This window comes from Labrys sp. (in: a-proteobacteria) (assembly GCF_047605565.1).
GTDB lineage: Bacteria > Pseudomonadota > Alphaproteobacteria > Rhizobiales > Labraceae > Labrys > Labrys neptuniae.
Map to the genome: position 1 here is coordinate 1 of NZ_JASGFM010000059.1, position 18,989 is coordinate 18,989.

Below are 18,989 nucleotides of genomic sequence, written 5' to 3' on the forward strand. Positions count from 1 at the left end.
TTCGTGGTCCACATCGATAACTCCCAGACGCAGGGGTTTGCCGATGGCTGGCACTTCGAGAATGCGGCTGACTACGGAAACCCCGCAAGCGCGGGCATGGAGGACATCGCCTTAAGGAACTCGGCTTCCGGGGAAGGCCGTGCCTGCGTGCGGATCAAGTCCACAGATCATCATTATTCGCCGCTGCACTGGAATATCGAGAACATGGCCTGCCAGGCCTATGAGGGCTTCGTGCAGGCTGAGCAGGCCGGGGCGCTCCGGATCATCGGCGGCTCTTGGATTCTGGCGCGCCCCACAGGCTCGTGGACCGGTGTCGGTAAAGACTGGTTCCTGTTCGGCCGGGTGGAGACAGGTGTCCTGCGAGATGCCCATATTTCCAACAATGCCCAGGCCATGACGATCTCTTCCTATGTGCGCCTGGCCAATGCGAGTCCTTTCGGTGGCTCGGCTCACAATGTGACGGTCGACAACAACAAATTCGAATACGCCAATTTGACAGCGACCAATGCGCAGATATGGAAGGAATTCGAGGCTGTCGGCACCCGGGTGATGAACAACCAGTTCGTCAATGCTTGGAGCTATCAGCCACTACCTCCGGCCAATGCCTTCAAATGGGTCGATAACGCCACGCGAACCGACAGCCTGGTCAGGGCTGCTCCCGGTGAGATTTATAGCCTGGCGGGATCCGTGACGGGGATGGCAAACGCCACGGCCACCGATGTAGCCTCGGTGTCCCTGCCGCCGGGGATGTGGACGTGCTCATCGAATATCTACCTTAGTCCGACGGCTGGGGCTTCGATCTCGGTCATTCAAGCCGGCCTCAACACCACGTCCGCCAAAGTTCCCCTGACGCCGGCTCTCGGAAGCATCACCGAGGCAGGGACATGGAAAGGGGGTGTTTCGAGGGCACTCACATCCTGGACGTTCGACTTTACAACTGCCACGGCCAACACGAGCGTCTACCTCGTGGGTCTCGCAGCTTACTCAGGCGGTTCCGTCAATGTTTCCAATGCGGGCCAGTGCGTACGGCTTAGGTAAGGGATCGCATCGAGCGTTCTTGCTCCTGGGAAGAACACCTTGGGGCGATCCACGGACAGCGATAATCGACAGGCGCTTTGGGGGCTCACATCGATTTACTCCGGCCCGCTGCCGGTTTTGTGGACACGCAGTTAAGCTGACATGGCTTGCTCCTCGAACATGACGGGGCAGCGACCACACAGCTATGGACAATGAGCGGTCCGAATGGCGTCCATTCGCGGGAATTACGGCGAAAATTTACCAACTATGTCTGGTGCGGACGGCGGGACTCGAACCCGCACCCGGTTTCCCGAAGCAGATTTTAAGTCTGCTGCGTCTACCATTTCGCCACGTCCGCAGCGCCAGCCTTGCTTAGGGCCGGAATCGTATCGGCTCAAGCCGTTTCTGTCGGCTTCCAGCCATAGAGCCAGTCATAGCGTTCCAACAGGCGCTGCCCGCCGAGAGCCGACAGCCCGAGGTCCCGGGCGGCGGCGAGGGGCCAGCGCCAGTGATAGCGCTCGCCATTGCTGCGTGCCTCGGCCTGGATCCGGCCGACACGCGGCAGGCGCAGGCGCGACCAGTCCTGTATACGGGCGGGAACATCATTGTCGTCGGCGCCACTGAGTTGGGCAGTCAGTTCGGCCGCGTCCTCGATGGCCGCCGCACCGCCCTGGGCGATGAAGGGCAGCATGGGATGGGCGGCGTCACCAATCAGGGCGATGCGGCCGGTGGCGATCCGGCCGTCGGCGCGGCCTTCGAACAGCGGCCAGGTCCGCCATTGCGGCACCGTGGCCAGCAAGGTTCGCAGGCGTCCGTCCCAGCCGGCATAATGCGGCAGCAGCGCCTGCAGGGGCTGCGGCGTGGACCAGCCGGGGCCGGCATCCTCGGCCGATGTCACCGCCACGAGATTGAGGGCTTGCCCCGAACGCACGGGGTAGTGCACGAAATGCGCATTGTCGCCGAGCCAGAGCCCCGTCGCCAGGCCCTGGAACAGGGCAGGGACGTCCTGCATCGGGATCACGGCCCGCCAGGCCCGCCTTCCGGCAAAACGCGGCTGTTCGAGGCCAAGCAGGGGCCGCAATTTCGACCACAAGCCGTCCGCACCGATCAGCATACGGGCGGAGACATCCGGGGCGCCAGCCGCAAAGGAGAGGATAACCCGCTTCTGGTCCTGGCGGACCGAATGCAGCTCTCGGCTCAGATGCAGCGGGATGCCGCGCTGGCGCACCGCCGCCACTAGTACCGCTTGCAGGTCGGCGCGATGGATGACGCCATAGGGCGCACCCCAGCGTTGGCGGCATTGGCCGAGCGGGATTTGCTGGATCAGGCCGCCGGTGGCGCCCTTGCGGATACGCACCGCATCCATCACCACCATATGCGCCTCGAGCGCGGGGCCGAGGCCGAGGCCGAACAGGACGTTGAGCGCATTGGGCGTGAGCTGGATGCCGGCTCCGGCTTCCTCGAGCGCCGCGGCGCGCTCGTAGATCTCGACGGCAAAGCCGCGCCGGGCCAGGGCCAGGGCGGCCGTCAGCCCGCCGATGCCGGCGCCGGCGATCGCGATATCCATGGCCGGTTCAGGCGGCGTGGGCGTTCACCGTGCAGGCCGCCGGTTCCGACATGCCTTCGGGCAGCTTGGGATCATATTTGAAGAGCGTGGAGCAGTAGGAGCACACCGCCTCGTCATCCGAACCGAGATCGATGAAGATGTGGGGGTGGTCGAACGGCACGCTCGCGCCCTGGCACATGAATTCCTTCGAGCCGACGCGAATGACCTTCAAGCCGAGGTCATTTTGGAAATGGGGAATGGAATGGCCTGCCATCGATCTTCAGTCCGCGATTTGGAGCCCGCACTGGGACTTGGGCTCCGTCATTTTCTCTCGCGCGGACCATAGCGGTGCCGCACGGGATGCGATAGGGGCTATTGGGAGCAAGAGCAAAGGAAAACCGCGCCGATGCAGCGTTTTGATCATGACGGCGTCGAAATCGCCTATATCGACGAAGGCGAAGGCGAGCCTATCCTTCTCATCCACGGCTTCGGTTCGAATCATCAGGTGAACTGGGTCGGCACCGGCTGGGTCGACCTGCTCACCAGGCAGGGCCGGCGGGTGATCGCCTTCGACAATCGCGGCCATGGCGCTTCGTCAAAGCTCTACGATCCGGCCGCCTACCATCCTGCTGCGATGGCAGGCGATGCCGTCGCGCTGCTCGATCATCTGCGCATCGGCTCGGCGGCGGTGATGGGCTATTCCATGGGCGCCCGCATCACGGCCTTCCTCGCGCTCGAGCATCCCCAGCGCGTGGATGCGGTTATATTCGGCGGCCTGGGCGTGCGGCTCGTGCAGGGTGAGGCCCTGCCGCCCACCATCGCGGCAGCCATGGAGGCGCCCTCGCTCGACGACGTGCCGGATGCGATCGGGCGGATGTTCCGTGCCTTTGCCGACAAGAGCGGTGCGGACCGGCGGGCCCTGGCCGCCTGCATCCGTGGCTCGCGGGTCCAGCTCAATCCGGCCGAGGTCGCCAGGATCCTGCAGCCGACCCTGATCGCCGTCGGCACGCGCGACCCGATCGCCGGCTCCGCGCAGGAACTGGCCGCGATGATGCCCAATGCCGCCGTGCTCGACATTCCCAACCGCGATCACAACCCCGCCGTCGGCGACAAAGTCTACAAGCAAGGCGTTTTGGCATTCCTCGCAGAGCAGGGCGTCTAAATGAACATTGGCACTGCCGGCATCACTGCGCTAAAAAGGAAGGAGATACCTTCCATTCAGCGGATAGGCAGATGAATCAGTCGAAGCGCCTGGTTTCCCATGGGCTTGAAATCGTCGACCCGGTCTGGAGCCGCGTGCGGGCCGAGGCTGAAGCGGTTACCCATGCCGAGCCGCAGCTTTCCAGCTTCATCTTCGCCAATATCCTGCAGCTCAATTCGCTGGAAAGCGCCGTGGTGCAGCGCATCGCTTCGCGCCTGGATCATTCGGACATGCCGGCGACCCTGATCGCCCAGGCCTATGGCAAGGCGCTCGAGGCTGATCCGAGCATCGCCTCGGCCATCCGCGCCGATATTGCGGCAGTGATCGATCGCGACCCGGCCGCCAATCGCTATATCGAGCCGATCCTGTACTTCAAGGGATTCCACGCCCTGCAGACCCATCGCCTGGCCCATTGGCTCTGGAAGTCGGGGCGCAGGGATTTCGCCCTCTACCTGCAGAGCCGTTCCTCGGCCGTGTTCCAGTGCGACATCAATCCGAACGTACCGATCGGGCGCGGTGTCTTCCTCGACCATGCCACCGGCCTGGTGGTGGGCGAAACGGCGGTGATCGGCGATGACGTCTCCATCCTGCAGGACGTGACGCTGGGCGGCACCGGCAAGGAGTCCGGCGACCGCCATCCCAAGATCGCCCGCGGCGTGATGATCGGGGCGGGTGCCAAGATCCTCGGCAATATCGAGATCGGCCAATGCGCCCGTGTGGCGGCGGGCTCCGTCGTGCTCAAGGCGGTGCCGCGCAATACGACCGTGGCGGGCGTTCCGGCCCGCGTGGTCGGGGAGGCGGGCTGCGCTGAGCCGTCGCGCAACATGGACCAGATCCTGCATGGTCCGCTGCCGGACGACATCTTCTGGCATGACGTCGGGCTCTAGAGCATCGTGCCGAAAAGTGGATGCCGGTTTTTGGCAAAAACGATGCGACAACAATAACCTATAGTACCAGATCCGATTCGAAATCGGGTCTGGTACTATAGGGCAGGTCATTCGCGACAACAGGCCAAGATGGCCGATCCCGCTCCATTTCTCGAAGGAGTTGAGGATGACGGTTCCCCCTGTTTCGTGCCCTTCGGCTCGTAAAGCCGAGCCGTCATTTCATCGTCGCCGAGATCTGCAGCATTTCCGTGCCTCTCAAGCCAGGCCCGGCAACATCACCTTGGTTCCCTCGATGACCATTTCGACCGCGATCGCAGCAAGTATCATGCCCATGATCCGGGTCATGATGACCCGCACCTTGGCGGAGAGGAGTTCGCCAATCTCGGCGGCGAAGAACAGGACGATGAACAGGGCGAGCAGGACGCTCGCAAGCACGAGGGCAAACGATACATATTGCGCGGCATTATGGGTTTGCGCTGCGTAGACGATCAGCGTGGCCATGGTGCCCGGTCCCACGACCATCGGAAATGTCATCGGATAGAACGCCAGATCACCATCCGTATCGCTTTCAGCCGTCCTGTCGGCTTGTTTTTCCTGCTCGCCCCTTTCGTGCGAGGTGACCGGCTTGCCGTTCAGCATGGACAAGGCGATGCCAAGAAGCACCAGGCCGCCGGCGACGCGGAAAGAGGCAATGGTGATGCCAAAAAAAGCGATGATGTACCCGCCAAACAATGAAATGACGATGCACATCGCTGCCGTATAGAACAGTATCGTCACCGCCATGCCGCGCTGTTGAGCGACGGGTTTGGTGCTCACCATGCTGAGAAAGATCGGCAGGTTGATAAAGGGATTCATGATGGCGAACAGCGCGCCCAGGAACTTCGCAGCGAAAGTGACGTCCATTTGATCGCAATCCTTCAGGGTTTCAGGCACGTTCTTTAAGCCTATATCGCGCTTCGCCCGGTCGCTTCCCGAGCAGGATATATCATGTGGCATCACCTCCTAGCCCTGGCGCTCGTCCTTGCCGTGCACGTAGCGGTTCTCTGCCGGGTGCTGCTCAACGATGACATGAGTTCAGACGCGCGCGCCGCGTGGTTCTTCGTGCTCATCGGCTTTCCGATCATCGGAATTGTGGTTTATCTTTTTCTGGGCGAGCCCTGGATGGCGCGCAGTTTCCGCCGGCGGGCCGCTACGGTCTGGGAACAGCCCATAGCGAACATATCCGCCATGTCGGGCGGCATGTCCTCCGGCCTCATTCCCGATCGGTACAGGCCGGTATTCGAGACCTGCGCGTCCTTGAACGGATGCGGGGCCGCAATCGGGAACGTGGCGAGCCTGGCCGCCGACTCCGACGCCGCGATCCGCGACATGGTCCGCGATTTCGACCTCGCCAGAGAGACCATCCACGTTTCGTTCTACATTTGGCTGACGGACAATAATGGCAGGCTCGTCGTCGAGGCCCTGCGGCGGGCGGCAGCGCGCGGCGTCACCTGCCGCGTGGTGGTGGACGCCTTCGGATCGCGCGATCTCATCCGCTCCGCTTATTGGGCCGCGATGAAGCAATCGGGCATCAAGCTCTGCGTCTCGCTGGTGTCCTCTCTCGGTGTGTCGCTGGCATCGATCAGTCGCCCGGATCTGCGCAACCATCGCAAGATCGTCGTCGTCGACAACAGCGTCACCTATTGCGGCAGTCAGAACTGTGCGGACCCGGAGTTCCGTATCAAGCCGCGGTTCGCGCCCTGGATCGACATCATGCTTCGGTTTGAAGGTCCGGTGGCTCGCCAGAACCAACTCGTCTTCGCCAATGATTGGGCCGTCGAATATGGCGAAGACCTGTCCAGCCTGCTCAGCGAACCCTTCCCGGGAGAGTTGGAGGGAGACTGCGCGGCGGCGGCCTTCGGGACGGGGCCGATGTCTCCGAAAGGGTCGATGTCGGACGTGTTCGTCTCGTTGCTCCAGAGCGCCCAGCAGGAGGTGGTGATCTCGACACCCTATTTTGTCCCGGATCTGCAGCTTCTCGCCAGCCTGATGGCATCGGCGCGCCGTAAGGTGACAACCATCCTCATTCTTCCTGCCCAGAACGATTCACATGTCGTGAGTGCGATCAGCAAGGCGCATTATGCGCGGCTTCTCGCATCGGGCGTGAAGATCTACGAATATCATGGCGGCCTCCTCCATGCGAAAACCGTGGTCGTGGACGGCCAGCTAACGCTGGTAGGCTCGGCAAACATGGATTTCCGCAGTCTCTATCTCAATTTCGAAAACAACATCCTTTTCTATTCGGACAAGAACTCCGGCGATGTTCGGGCCCGGCAGGATATCTATATTTCTTCGTCGACGCAGGTCGATGAACAAGACGTCAAGAAGCGTCCGAGGCTGCGTCGAATATACGACAATCTGCTCACCATCGTCGGGCCGGTGTTCTAATGAGCGTGAGGTGACCGTGGCATCGCAAACAGCGTCGGAAACGGAACGGATGCCGCAAGAGCCAATCGCCGCATCGTTTCCACCGGAAACTGGCAGCCGTCTTTCGATGCGATGATCCCGTCCCGCGATCGTTCGCCATCGCATCAGCTTTCAATCCTTCCGATGATCTGCGGAGATTGCGCTTTTCCCGCCTTCGGCATGCCCTAACTTGCTCGATTGCACAGGGTGTCGGCCCGCATTCTCTTGCGAAGCAGGCTTCGGCATGGCAAAGCCCGGGGATGGCGGGGCGGCAAAGTCGCCCGGCGCATTCAACCGAGGAAGTCTAGTGGACAAGAAAGACATGCAGCGCGTCGAAGCCTATCTTCGTCGCACCTTCGGCAATGCCACCATTCGCGTCGTGCCTCGTGCCCGCAAGACTGACAGCGCGGAAGTCTATATCGGCGAGGAGTCGATCGGCGTGGTCTCCGAGGACAAGGAAGATGGAGAGACCTCCTACGACTTCCACATGGCGATCCTCGACATCGACCTCGAGGACTGATCGGCTATTTGCGGGATGGCAGGCGTTTTCGCCTGCATCTTCCCCTCCTGCAGCCGCAGCATGTCCAAGGGCGGGCAACCGCGATATGCGAGCATGTCGTCGAGACGCCAGCGATCCCAGGAACGGAGTTCTGCCATGCCCCTCTATGCGCTCGACGATATTGCGCCGTCGGTGCCGGCCGACGGCCGCTACTGGCTTGCGCCCGATGCGCAGGTGATCGGTCGCGTGATTTTGGCAGAGGACGCCAATATCTGGTTCGGTGCGGTGCTGCGCGGCGACAATGAGCCGATGACCGTCGGTGCGCGCTCCAATATCCAGGAAGGTGCCGTGCTGCATTCCGATCCCGGCTTTCCCCTCACTATCGGGGAGGATTGCACGATCGGCCATTCCGCCATCCTGCATGGCTGCACCATCGGTGCCGGCAGCCTTATCGGCATGGGGGCCACCATCCTGAACGGCGCACGCATCGGCAAGGGCTGTCTGGTCGGCGCCAATGCGCTGATCACCGAAGGCAAGGAATTTCCGGATCATTCACTGATCGTCGGCTCGCCGGCCCGAGTGCTCCGTCCCCTCGACGCGGAAGCTGTCGCCAAGCTCAGGCAGTCGTCGGCGCATTATGTCGCCAACGCCAAGCGCTTTGCCGAGGGGGTGAAGAGGGTGGATTGAGTCGCGGGGAGCGTATTTCCGGGTGCACGGACGTCTCGTCCGTTCTTGGAAACATGACACGCGCCGTGGGGAAGAGGCGGACGAGACGTCCGCGCACCCGGAAAAAACTCAGTTGCCCTTGGCCGACACGATCGAGGTGGTCTGCGTGTCGCCGAGCGAGACCCAGGCATTCTGGTCGGATTGCGACTGGCGCTTGACGTAGCGATAGCCGGTGGCGCGCCAGGACAGGATCTTGGTTTCCTGATTATCGAGCACGAACTCGCCGCGGTCGGTCTTCACCATCAAGACGGCGTGGCCTTCGTTCTTCTTGTCGCGCACCACGGTGATCAGCAGGGCCGAGCGCGGCCAGCCGGCGTCGATCAGCAATTTGCGTTTGAGCAGGACATAGTCCTCGCAGTCGCCCTTGCCATTGGTGGGGTAGGCCCACCATTCGACCTTGCCGTAATTGTCGAGATCGGTGACGGGCTTGACCGATTTGTTGACCTGATCGTTCAGGGCGATCAGATCCTTCCAGGCCTGGCGCGAGAGCACGATATCGCGTGCTTCCTGCGAGCCCGACTTGCAGTCGGCCGGATTGTCCTTGCAGAACTGCAGATAGCCAGAGGGCGGGGTGGTGACATCGCCCACGGGAGCATAGATCGGCATGGCGCTGTGGCCGGCGGCGGCAGCCTGCGAATGCGGCAGAAATGCCGTTGCGAGCGCCACGGCGGCCAAGGCGGCTTTAGGGGCCATTCGGCTCAAATTCGACCTGATCCTGATCCCGAAGCGCATCACAATCTTCAGACCCGTTTTGCCCGCCACCGGATGTTTACCCAGAGAGCAGGGCCAATTACCCGTTCCCGAAGCCAACTTCGCACAAGGGCAGGGGCCGCACAACGCTCTTGCCGCAGAAAAAACAAGATCCGGGCGGGGTATGAGGTGTCGTAACTCTTTGAAAAATCTCATGTTAACGGTAGATTAACCACGATTTCCCGTTTTCAAACACGCGCGGGCAACGAAGGGATGCGTGGCATGATTGCCACGGTTTCGTCACCTTTCCCGACGGCAATTTGGTTAATGCCGGGGCGTCTCGACGCCGATATTGTCGATGAGGCGGGTCGCACCCAGCCGGGCAGCCACCAGCAATCGCACCGGCCCCTCCGCAAGTCCGGTAACCGGGGCGAGGCTCACCGCCTGCCGTGCTTCCAGATAGTCGAGCTCGAAGCCTCCGGCCGTGATGGCGCTGCGCCCGGATGCCAGGGCGGCTTCGATGTCGACGCCCTTGATCAGGGCATCGGCGACCTGCCGGAGGGTGCGATGGAGGAGAGGGGCCTTGGCCCGCTGTTCCGGCGCGAGATAGCGGTTGCGCGACGACATCGCCAATCCGTCGGCTTCGCGCACGGTCGGAATGCCGACGACCGTGATCGGCAAATCGAGGTCGCGCGCCATCTGGGTAACGACGCAAAGCTGCTGATAGTCCTTCTCGCCGAACAGGGCGAAGTCCGCGCCGCTTTGGCAGAACAGCTTGGCCACCACCGTCGCCACGCCGGCGAAATGGCCGGGACGGAAGCGATCCTCCAGGCCGGCCTGCGCCGGCCCGGCAACCGAGACGGTGGTGGCGAAGCCGTGCGGATAGATCTGGCTGGTGTCGGGAGCGAACAGGAGATCGCAGCCGACATCCCGCAGCCTGGCAAGATCCGCCGCTTCCGTGCGGGGATATTTGGCGAGATCTTCGGTCGGCGCGAACTGGGTCGGATTGACGAAGATCGTGGCCACCACCCGGCTTGCCCGCTGGCGGGCCTGCCGCACCAGGGTGATATGACCGTCATGCAGGGCGCCCATGGTCGGCACCAGGGCGACCGTCTCCTGCACCTCGCGAAAGCGTTTCACGGCCTGGCGCAACTCCGCCACGGTTCGAACCACCAGGGTTTGGCGTGCCATCCCTTACTCCGCAGGTGCATAGTGTCGTATTCGCTTGACCAGGGTTCTGGAGCGTCTTGTGACTTGGCGGTCACTCCAAATCCCAGGACGCGTCGAACCAAAGAGTTTGAGCAAGGCCGCGTTTGCGTTTAAACGCGCTTTGCTCGGGGAACGCTCAACTGGCAAGACTCGGATTCCAAGATTCGAATCGATGGCTGTTTCGCAGATCGGATAGAAGTGGGCCAGCTTATTTTCGCATGCGTGGTGCTGTTCTGCCTGTGGCCGTTTCTCAAGCCAGGCATGCTGTCGAAGACGCCGGTCCTGGACAGCCTGCTGCGGCGCGGCGGCAGTTTCCTTGCCTTTGCCCTCGGCCTCTATCTGCTGACACGCGGCGTCTGGGGCATGGGGCTGCCTCTGCTGGTCCTGGCTGCGGGCATGCGAGGCTGGCTACCGCAATTGCCGGATGGCGTCATTCCGGGTTCGACGACGAGACCCAGCTCGGTACGCACCGCGGATCTGGTGATCATGCTCGACGCCAGCAGGCAGCCGGTGGACGGGCAGGTCATTCGCGGGCGTTTTTCGGGCCGGCGCCTTTCGGCCATGCAGGCAGGGGAACTGATGCAACTGCGGGCGGAGATCGCCGGCGACTTTGTCGGTCGTTCAATCCTTGAAGCTTATCTGGACCGCAGGCTTGCCGGATGGCGTGAACACTTCAAGGATGATGCGCACGCGCGGGGCTTCGGAGCGGCGGCGTCCGACGCGATGACGAAGCAGGAAGCTTACCAGATCCTTGGGGTGCAGCCGGGGGCGAGCGCCCAGGAAATTCGTCGAGCGCACCGGGCGCTCATGAAGAAAATCCATCCCGACAAGGGGGGCACGACGCAGATGGCTGCTCGTGTCAACCGGGCCAGGGATATGCTTCTTGAAGGCCATTGACGCTAACTCCACCGAACTTGCTCGGTTCCGACGATGCTTGAGCGTCGCAGAACATGGTTACGCAACGATTAAGCTTGCGACCTTTTCCCAGAGCAAAGTGTGTTCCGGCGAAAGCCGCTTTTATCCTGGGGCCAACGGCGTTCAAGACTGAACGCTTGCTGGCTCCAAGCCGTGGGCTGGAAGTGTCTTTGCGTTCCCCGCGACTAAGCGAAATCGCAGGGTGTCTTGTTTATCGCCCCCTTGCTTTGCGCCTTCTGTGTGAAAGCGCAATTCCCGCAAAACAAAGGCGCGGCCTGTCCGAAGAAGGCCGCGCCTGAACGGGAATACTTGTTCTGGCCGAAGGATCAGAGCTTCACAGCAACGCAGGCGAAGGAGGCCGCCTTGAGGGCGCTGCAGGCCGACTGGGCCTGGTTCTGATCGCTGAAGCCGGCAAAGCGTGCCCGCCACAGGGTCGAACCGTTGCGGCTGACCGTCTCGGTGAAGGGGCGGGCGGAGGAGAGCGCCTTGTTGCCGGCTGCCTTGGCGCTGGACAGCAACTGCCGGGCGGCTCCTTCGCTGTCCGTTGCGCCGATCTGAATGATCCAGCCGCTGCGCTGCGGCGCGGCCAAGGCGACGGAATCACGGGTGATGGCAACGGTGCGGACATTCTGCACCGTGGCGGTGGTGTCGGGGCTGGCCTCGCTGCTCTGGCCGGCGCGAACAGGCGGCGTAGCCGGCGCGGTCGTGACCGGCTGGAGACCCTGGACCCAACGCATGCTCGGGGTGCTGGGTGCCGCAAAGGCCATGACCGGCTTGGCGGGAACGGGCTGGGGCCGGGCCTGCGGCGCAGAGGCGGGCACCGCGTCCCCGACGATTTCGGGCGGCATCGGCGCCGCCACCGGCGCGGCCTGGCGGGCCTTCGCCGCTTCAGCGACCACGGCCGGCCGGACAACCGGCGGGCGGGGCGGTGCGGCCATAGGCTCGGCATCGTTTGGGAGTTCGGCCCGGGCGACCTGGGTGGCGGAGCGGTCGACCGCGTTGCCGGCATAGGCGACGGGCAGATAGGCATCGATCAGGCGGCGCATCACGACGTCGCGCGAGGCGGCGCTGCGGCCGCCCATCACCACGGCGACCAACTGCCTGTCGTTGCGCTTGACCGAGGTCAGCAGATTGAAGCCGCTGGCATTGGTGTAGCCGGTCTTGATGCCGTCGACGCCTTCCACCGAACCCAGCAAGCGGTTGTGCCCCGGGATCGGGCGTCCGCGGTAGACGAAGCTGCGGGTCGAGAACAGGCGATAATAGTTCGGGAAGCGCTTCTGGATGGCCATGCCGAGGATGGCGAGGTCATGGGCGCTGGTGATCTGGCGGTTGTCGGGCAGGCCGGAGGCGTTGACGAAGGTGGTGCGCGACATGCCCAGCGCACGGGCCTTGCGCGTCATGTAGTTGGCGAAATTGCCTTCCGAGCCGCCGAGGGCTTCGGCCACCACCACGGCGGCGTCATTGGCCGAGCGCGTCACCATGCCCTTGATGGCGTCGTCGACGCGGATGGTCTGGCCGGCGCGCAGGCCGAGCTTGGTGGGGGACTGGGAGGCGGCGTGGGCGGAAACGGGAAGCTCGGTCGCCATCGAGAGCCGGCCGGCCTGCAACTGTTCGAACAGGAGATAGAGCGTCATCACCTTGGTGATGGAGGCGGGATGCCTCAAGGCTTCGGGGGAGGCCTCATAAAGCGTGCGCCCGGTCTTTACGTCGACCACGATGGCGGCATAGCGCGGATTGTTGCGCATGTCGGCGGGAATGGCCGAGGCGGCCGATTCCGAGCGCACGCGCTTGCTGCGCGCATGCTTCATCGATTTCTGCGCCGGGGCGGCATGATGGCCGCGGCGGCGCGCATCCGCTTCATCCGGATGAAAGGCCAGGGTTGTCGTGAACACTACCAAGCCGGCTGCAACCATTGTGGTGGTCCGGGCCAGTCCGCCCCCGATCCAACGCGATAGCATGCAAAGTCCCCAATACTCACCGGCGCGACGGCACCGTCCATTACATGTCCCTGCGAGACCGGTGGTCTCATTCGCCCTTCGTCCGGGGCTCACCCCACCCCGTTGCCGGAGGGAGGCCGTCTCACCGTGCCGCTGCAGGGACGACACAGTCAATGAACCTAGGCGGACGCGGTTACGGATCGGTTAAGTGCCCAGCCAGCGCGGCATTTTGGTCGCATGATTGTCCGATTGGTTGAGAATGAATGAAAAAGAGGCACTTCACCCGCTGTTCAGAACGTGGAACCCATTATTGCGCGTTGTCGCACTAGCGGAAAGTCGGGGGCGATCATAAATTCAGTTCGTGGAAGCCTTTTTCCTCGTCGAGATCATGTTAGGCTGCAGGCGATTGCAGTTGTCGAAATGGAAGATTCAACGATTCTGGATATTGCAGTGAGCGCCGCGCACAAGCCGTTTCCCCTGATCGGCATGGCCCGCGAACCCCGAGCTCCAGGTGGCGGTGAGGGCACTAACGCGGCCGTGATCACCAAGACGCGGCCGGCGACCAAACGCCCCAAACTCTACCGGGTCCTGTTGCTGAATGACGATTATACCCCGATGGAATTCGTCATCGAGGTGCTGGAGCGCTTCTTCAACAAGGATCGTGACGGTGCCACCCACATCATGCTGCATGTTCACCACAATGGCGTGGGAGAGTGTGGCATCTACACCTATGAGGTCGCGGAGACCAAGGTGACTCAAGTCATGGATTTTGCCCGTAAGCATCAGCATCCGCTGCAATGCGTCATGGAAGAAAAGTGAGGAACTGATCGTGCCATCCTTTTCAAGACACCTCGAACAGTCCCTCCATCGCGCTCTGGCCGCTGCCAATCAGCGCCATCACGAATATGCGACTCTCGAACATCTGCTGCTCTCCCTGATCGAGGATCAGGACGCGGCGGCTGTGATGCGAGCCTGCAATGTCGATCTCGACATTCTGCGCCGCAACCTGGTCGAATATATCGACACCGAACTGGAGAATCTGGTCTCCGACGGCCGCGACGACGCCAAGCCGACGGCAGGGTTCCAGCGCGTCATCCAGCGCGCGGTCATTCACGTGCAGTCCTCGGGCCGCGAGGAAGTCACCGGCGCCAACGTGCTGGTGGCGATCTTCGCCGAGCGCGAGAGCCATGCCGCCTATTTCCTGCAGGAGCAGGACATGACGCGCTATGACGCCGTGAACTACATCTCGCACGGCATCGCCAAGCGTCCCGGCCTGTCGGAAGCCAAGGCACCGCGCGGCGTCGACGAGACCGATGGCGACAGCCCGAAGGCGACGGCCAATGGCGAGGATGCGTCCAAGAAGAAGCAGGACGCTATCGACGCCTATTGCGTCAATCTCAACAAGAAGGCCCGGGACGGCAAGATCGACCCGTTGATCGGGCGCGACAGCGAGATTACGCGCACCATCCAGGTGCTCTGCCGCCGGCAGAAGAACAATCCGCTCTTCGTCGGCGATCCCGGCGTCGGCAAGACGGCGATCGCCGAGGGCCTCGCGCGCCGCATCATCGAAGGCGACGTGCCGGAAGTGCTGCGCGGCGCCACCGTGTTCGCGCTCGACATGGGCACGCTGCTCGCCGGCACGCGCTACCGCGGCGATTTCGAGGAGCGCCTCAAGCAGGTGGTGAAGGAGATCGAGGCCTATCCGGGCGCGATCCTGTTCATCGACGAGATCCATACGGTGATCGGCGCCGGCGCTACCTCGGGCGGGGCCATGGATGCCTCCAATCTGCTCAAGCCCGCCCTGGCCGCCGGCCTGCTGCGCTGCATCGGCTCGACCACCTACAAGGAGTACCGCCAGTATTTCGAAAAGGACCGCGCCTTGGTGCGCCGGTTCCAGAAGATCGACGTGGCGGAGCCCTCCATCCCCGACACCATCGAGATCCTCAAGGGCCTCAAGCCTTATTACGAGGAATATCACAAGCTGCGCTACACCAACGACGCCATCAAGGCGGCGGTGGAGCTGTCGGCCAAATACATCAATGACCGCAAGTTGCCGGACAAGGCGATCGACGTCATCGACGAGACCGGCGCTTCGCAGATGCTGGTGACCGAAAGCCGGCGCAAGAAGACGATCGGCGTCAAGGAGATCGAGGCGACTATCGCCACCATGGCGCGCATCCCGCCCAAGACCGTGTCGAAGGACGATACGGAGACGCTGAGGAATCTGGAGACCAACCTCAAGCGGGTGGTCTACGGGCAGGACAAGGCGATCAAGCAGCTTTCGGCTGCCATCAAGCTGGCCCGTGCCGGCCTGCGCGATCCCGAAAAGCCGATCGGCAATTATCTGTTCTCGGGGCCGACAGGCGTCGGCAAGACCGAAGTCGCCCGCCAGCTTGCCTCGGTGCTCGGCATCAACCTGCTGCGCTTCGACATGTCCGAATATATGGAGCGCCATACGGTGTCGCGCCTGATCGGTGCGCCTCCCGGCTATGTCGGCTTCGACCAGGGCGGCCTGCTCACCGACGGCATTGACCAGAATCCGCATTGCGTGCTGCTGCTGGACGAGATCGAGAAGGCCCATCCGGACCTGTTCAACATCCTGTTGCAGGTGATGGATCACGGCAAGCTCACCGATCACAACGGCAAGAGCGTCGACTTCCGCAATGTGATCCTGATCATGACCACCAATGCCGGCGCGGCGGATCTGGCCAAGGCGGCCTTCGGCTTCACCAAGAACAAGCGTGAGGGCGACGACACCGAGGCGATCAACCGCCTGTTCACGCCGGAGTTCCGCAACCGCCTGGATGCGACCATTGCCTTCGACCATCTGTCGCAGGAGATCGTCAGCCAGGTCGTCGACAAGTTCATCGCGCAGCTCGAAGTGCAGCTTGCCGATCGGCATGTTGCGGTGGAACTCTCCAACGATGCCCGTACCTGGCTGGTGGCCAATGGCTATGACGAGTTCATGGGCGCCCGGCCGATGGCGCGCCTGATCCAGCAGGCCATCAAGACGCCCCTGGCCGACGAGGTACTGTTCGGCCGGCTGAAGTCGGGCGGCGCCGTGCGGGTGACGGTTGTCACCAACGAAGAGGGCAGGCAGGAACTGGGCTTCGAATATCCGGCAGGCCCGGCCAAGCCCAAGCCCGAACCGGTGGTGGCCGACAACAGCCAGGCCTCGGCCAAGAAACCGAAGGCCAAGCCGAAAGGACCGCCGCAGCGCGAGCCCGACGCACCAGCCGGCGCGGAATAGCCTGCCTCGCAAGGACGGCTACCGAACATCCGAGGGGGTGAAACGCACCGGCGTTTCACCCCCTCGTCGTTTGGCCGGTTGAAAGAGCGATCAGCGTGTGAAGGTCGATCGCAAGGCCAGGACAGCTCCACGCCCAAAGCCATAGCTGGTGATCAAGAAGCTCAACAGATTGAGGCCGATGAAAATCGTGCGGGCAAATCCCGTGACGGGCGACGGGCCGGTCGGGTCCAGGGCAGGAAAGATGGCCATCAGCAGGAAGAGCATCGAATTTGTGAACGCACCGATGACCATGGCCCAGCGGACATGCCATGGCAGCGCGATCCTGGTGCCGTAGAAGCCCAAAAGCAGCGCGCTCATCAAGAGAAAGTCGATATGCGCCTGCAGGATACGCTGATATTTTCCGGGGAAGACAGCACCGAATCCCGGGAGTTGCAAGGCCAGTCCCACCAGGCACCAGGCAAGGACAAGGGCAACGATGAGCCAAAGGGCTCCGCCCCTCAGAAGAAGTTTGCCCTGGACATTGTCGTCCTTCGTGTCCGGCATGTCCCATTTCCAATTCTGTTGAAGACCGCATGGTTCAGATCATGGAAGGCAGCGTCGCTGCCGCGATGAACGGCAAGGCAGTGTCAGGGTATGTTCTTCGGCGGCAACGCCGGTTTCGGTAGCGGCACGAGATCGACGTTGCGCGATTGCCCGCCGAGAAAAGCCGGGTCGAACAGGCCGCCGCCGGAAGGATCCCCTCCGGGCGGTGCTCCGGTTTGCAGCGGGCCGGTGGGGACGCTTTGCGATGCTCCCGTTCCGAAAAATTCCGCGCGTCCCCCCTGCAGATTGCCCTTCTCGATCTCCTTTTGCGCCTTGGCCACCCGGCCGGCGAGGTTCGTCGTATAAGGCAGGCGATAGGCGCGCGGCTCGCCGGTCGGCAGGTTGGCCGCATCCAGCTCCTCGAGCCAGAGATGGATGGCACCGGTTTCGCCCTGGACGACATTGGGTTCGACGATCCTCGTCCACAGCACCTGAAAGCGGGCCGGCACGCCGACGGGTGCCGACCAGCCCAGCAAGCCTTGCATCGAGAAGAACACGACGACATAGAACAGGCTCGCCACGACGATCGCGCCGATCTTGACCAGACGCGGCAATGCCAGCCCGATCAGCACGGTGAGCATCAGGAGGCTGAGGAAGACATAGGCGAGCACCAGGCAGAGCAGGTTGGTCTCAAGCATGATCGCCGCCCACCGTCATTGCCGCGGTCATAGATTCTTGCTCCAGGCATTGTGCATGCCGCGCAAGATCGACTTGGCCTCCCGGCTGGTGCCGGTGACCTCGCCCTGCGCGTCCATGGTGAAGCGTATGGCGGTCTGCTCGCTTCCCCCGTCAGCCGTTTCAATCGTCTCCCGGGCGACGATCTTGGCGACCGGATTGAGCTTTTGCACCGTTACCGTCACCGGCACCGGCTGCTTGGTCAGGGCGGTGAAGTGATAGACGTTCACGGTGTATTCGCCGGCGACGAAACCGCGAATGCTGACGAGCTCCTCGCGCACCTTGGTCTGTTGCTTGCGCCCGTTGACCATGACGAAATCGTTGAGGCCGCCGCGATCGTCGCGGTCGAGCACCAGGAAACCCGCTTCGCGCCGGCGGTACCAGGCGATGTTGCCGAGCGGATCCTGGACGAAGATGTCCATGTCGTCGGGATGATTATCCGGCCAATCCATGGTGATGATGAACTCGGCCTTGCTGTCGACCTTGCCCTCATTGGCCTTGGGGGAAATGATGATGAACACCACGAAGAACAGGAAGGCGATGACCTGCAGGGCCTTGAACAGCACCACGCTGAACGGGTCGAAGGCTTCTTCCCGTCCGTGGAGATCGAAGTCATCGATCATCCCGGCGCCCTTTGCGCTTCCAGCGCCGAAATCACATGGACTTCGGTGAGATCGACCGCGAAGGAGAAGATGCGCGAGGTGGCGCCGTCGAGGAAATGATATTGCACCTTGATCATGATCGAACCGATCAGGCCTACCAGCGTGGTGTACATGGCGACCGCCATGCCCCCGCTCATCAGCGACATCGAACTGCGCACGGCTTCCTTGCTGTCGGTGTCGAGCCCGGCGATCGGAGCCAGCATCATGATGAAGCCGACGATGGTGCCGAGCAGCCCGAGCTTCATCAACGTATCGCTGGCAAAGGCACCATAGCGGTTGGAACCCCGCAGCCGGTCGGCGAGGACACGCAACAGCAAGGTTTGGTCGAGGCGGGCCGAGCCTTGCAGGTCGGCCTTGGTGACGAGGTCGCGTATGTGGCCGGCGACCAGGCCTTGCCCAAGCTTTCCGTCGGGCACCGAACCCATGGTCGCCAGGGCGGACTTGCCACCTCGAATGACCCACTGGGCCGTGCGGCGGGCAGCCTCCCCCTCGCGCCCGATGAAAACGATACGCCACAGGCAATGTAGACTGCTTGCGACATAGAGGAGGACGATGACAACGGAGATATAGGTCCTGTCCTCGTCGATCATCTTGGCGATGAAGCCAAAATACCAGAGTACGAGGAAGGCGAAGATGCTGACGCCGGTAAAGATGAGCCAGGACAGCAGGGGATCTGCACCGGAAAGGCGCGGTTGACGCTCGCTCATGGGACGGTCGGACTCATTGGACGTTTGGACTCAGGGGACTT

At 62.6% G+C, this 18,989-nt stretch carries 19 protein-coding genes and 1 tRNA gene; 9 read left to right on the top strand and 11 right to left on the bottom strand.

Annotated elements, in window-relative coordinates:
* On the top strand, positions 1 to 1,038 hold a 1,038-nt coding region (locus QM672_RS30400), incomplete at its 5' end, for a hypothetical protein (RefSeq protein WP_415087066.1).
* Between the two features lie 251 nt (positions 1,039 to 1,289).
* On the opposite strand, the gene QM672_RS30405 is transcribed toward QM672_RS30400, so the two are convergent.
* From QM672_RS30405 to QM672_RS30415, 3 genes are all read right to left on the bottom strand, one after another.
* A tRNA-Leu gene (locus tag QM672_RS30405) sits at positions 1,290 to 1,375 on the bottom strand.
* Between the two features lie 36 nt (positions 1,376 to 1,411).
* Positions 1,412 to 2,584, bottom strand: coding sequence for an FAD-dependent monooxygenase (locus QM672_RS30410; RefSeq protein ID WP_415087068.1), 1,173 nt, complete (start codon positions 2,582 to 2,584; stop codon positions 1,412 to 1,414).
* 7 nt (positions 2,585 to 2,591) lie between these two features.
* Complete coding sequence (locus QM672_RS30415; RefSeq protein WP_311938901.1) at positions 2,592 to 2,837, bottom strand: zinc-finger domain-containing protein; 246 nt, start codon at positions 2,835 to 2,837, stop codon at positions 2,592 to 2,594.
* A gap of 132 nt (positions 2,838 to 2,969) precedes the next feature.
* Here QM672_RS30415 and QM672_RS30420 point away from each other — a divergent pair, with 132 nt between their 5' ends.
* Both QM672_RS30420 and cysE read left to right on the top strand, forming a co-directional pair.
* Positions 2,970 to 3,725 (top strand): alpha/beta fold hydrolase, encoded by a 756-nt coding sequence (locus QM672_RS30420; RefSeq protein WP_367622485.1) that lies wholly within the window; start codon positions 2,970 to 2,972, stop codon positions 3,723 to 3,725.
* Positions 3,726 to 3,796: 71 nt separating this feature from the next.
* On the top strand, positions 3,797 to 4,651 hold the full coding sequence (gene cysE / locus QM672_RS30425; RefSeq protein ID WP_415087071.1) for a serine O-acetyltransferase: 855 nt from the start codon (positions 3,797 to 3,799) through the stop codon (positions 4,649 to 4,651).
* A gap of 255 nt (positions 4,652 to 4,906) precedes the next feature.
* On the opposite strand, the gene QM672_RS30430 is transcribed toward cysE, so the two are convergent.
* On the bottom strand, positions 4,907 to 5,554 hold the full coding sequence (locus QM672_RS30430) for a MarC family protein (protein WP_415087073.1): 648 nt from the start codon (positions 5,552 to 5,554) through the stop codon (positions 4,907 to 4,909).
* An 84-nt stretch (positions 5,555 to 5,638) separates the two neighbouring features.
* On the opposite strand from QM672_RS30430, the gene cls reads away from it, so the two are divergent.
* From cls to QM672_RS30445, 3 genes are all read left to right on the top strand, one after another.
* Positions 5,639 to 7,078, top strand: a complete 1,440-nt coding sequence (gene cls / locus QM672_RS30435) for a cardiolipin synthase (protein ID WP_415087075.1) — start codon at positions 5,639 to 5,641, stop codon at positions 7,076 to 7,078.
* A 340-nt stretch (positions 7,079 to 7,418) separates the two neighbouring features.
* On the top strand, positions 7,419 to 7,616 hold the full coding sequence (locus QM672_RS30440) for a DUF3126 family protein (RefSeq protein WP_245196728.1): 198 nt from the start codon (positions 7,419 to 7,421) through the stop codon (positions 7,614 to 7,616).
* Between the two features lie 135 nt (positions 7,617 to 7,751).
* A complete protein-coding gene (locus tag QM672_RS30445) occupies positions 7,752 to 8,282 on the top strand; it encodes a gamma carbonic anhydrase family protein (protein ID WP_415087077.1) in 531 nt (176 codons plus the stop codon).
* A gap of 108 nt (positions 8,283 to 8,390) precedes the next feature.
* Here the strand turns inward: QM672_RS30445 and QM672_RS30450 are convergent, their stop codons facing one another.
* Complete coding sequence (locus QM672_RS30450) at positions 8,391 to 9,014, bottom strand: transglutaminase-like cysteine peptidase (protein WP_376717704.1); 624 nt, start codon at positions 9,012 to 9,014, stop codon at positions 8,391 to 8,393.
* Between the two features lie 321 nt (positions 9,015 to 9,335).
* Positions 9,336 to 10,202 carry a pantoate--beta-alanine ligase gene (gene panC, locus QM672_RS30455; protein ID WP_415087079.1) on the bottom strand — a complete coding sequence of 289 codons (867 nt, stop codon included), beginning with the start codon at positions 10,200 to 10,202 and terminating at the stop codon, positions 9,336 to 9,338.
* A gap of 216 nt (positions 10,203 to 10,418) precedes the next feature.
* Here panC and QM672_RS30460 point away from each other — a divergent pair, with 216 nt between their 5' ends.
* Positions 10,419 to 11,117: a DnaJ domain-containing protein gene (locus QM672_RS30460; RefSeq protein ID WP_415087081.1), complete on the top strand. Its 699-nt coding sequence runs from the start codon at positions 10,419 to 10,421 to the stop codon at positions 11,115 to 11,117.
* 344 nt (positions 11,118 to 11,461) lie between these two features.
* Here the strand turns inward: QM672_RS30460 and QM672_RS30465 are convergent, their stop codons facing one another.
* On the bottom strand, positions 11,462 to 13,093 hold the full coding sequence (locus QM672_RS30465; RefSeq protein ID WP_415087083.1) for an SPOR domain-containing protein: 1,632 nt from the start codon (positions 13,091 to 13,093) through the stop codon (positions 11,462 to 11,464).
* Between the two features lie 465 nt (positions 13,094 to 13,558).
* Here QM672_RS30465 and clpS point away from each other — a divergent pair, with 465 nt between their 5' ends.
* Both clpS and clpA read left to right on the top strand, forming a co-directional pair.
* On the top strand, positions 13,559 to 13,891 hold the full coding sequence (gene clpS, locus QM672_RS30470; RefSeq protein WP_082980075.1) for an ATP-dependent Clp protease adapter ClpS: 333 nt from the start codon (positions 13,559 to 13,561) through the stop codon (positions 13,889 to 13,891).
* A gap of 10 nt (positions 13,892 to 13,901) precedes the next feature.
* The gene (gene clpA, locus QM672_RS30475) at positions 13,902 to 16,322 is read left to right on the top strand and encodes an ATP-dependent Clp protease ATP-binding subunit ClpA (RefSeq protein ID WP_311938918.1); all 2,421 of its coding nucleotides are present in this window, start codon (positions 13,902 to 13,904) and stop codon (positions 16,320 to 16,322) included.
* 90 nt (positions 16,323 to 16,412) lie between these two features.
* Here clpA and QM672_RS30480 read toward each other — a convergent pair whose 3' ends face one another.
* The 4 genes from QM672_RS30480 to QM672_RS30495 form a co-directional block, all read right to left on the bottom strand.
* The gene (locus tag QM672_RS30480) at positions 16,413 to 16,865 is read right to left on the bottom strand and encodes a hypothetical protein (protein ID WP_415087085.1); all 453 of its coding nucleotides are present in this window, start codon (positions 16,863 to 16,865) and stop codon (positions 16,413 to 16,415) included.
* 83 nt (positions 16,866 to 16,948) lie between these two features.
* Positions 16,949 to 17,542, bottom strand: a complete 594-nt coding sequence (locus tag QM672_RS30485) for a hypothetical protein (RefSeq protein WP_415087087.1) — start codon at positions 17,540 to 17,542, stop codon at positions 16,949 to 16,951.
* Between the two features lie 27 nt (positions 17,543 to 17,569).
* Complete coding sequence (locus QM672_RS30490) at positions 17,570 to 18,202, bottom strand: hypothetical protein (RefSeq protein WP_311938924.1); 633 nt, start codon at positions 18,200 to 18,202, stop codon at positions 17,570 to 17,572.
* Positions 18,199 to 18,948, bottom strand: a complete 750-nt coding sequence (locus QM672_RS30495) for a MotA/TolQ/ExbB proton channel family protein (protein WP_415087089.1) — start codon at positions 18,946 to 18,948, stop codon at positions 18,199 to 18,201. The genes QM672_RS30490 and QM672_RS30495 overlap by 4 nt, the downstream gene beginning before the upstream one ends.
* Positions 18,949 to 18,989: the final 41 nt, after the last annotated feature.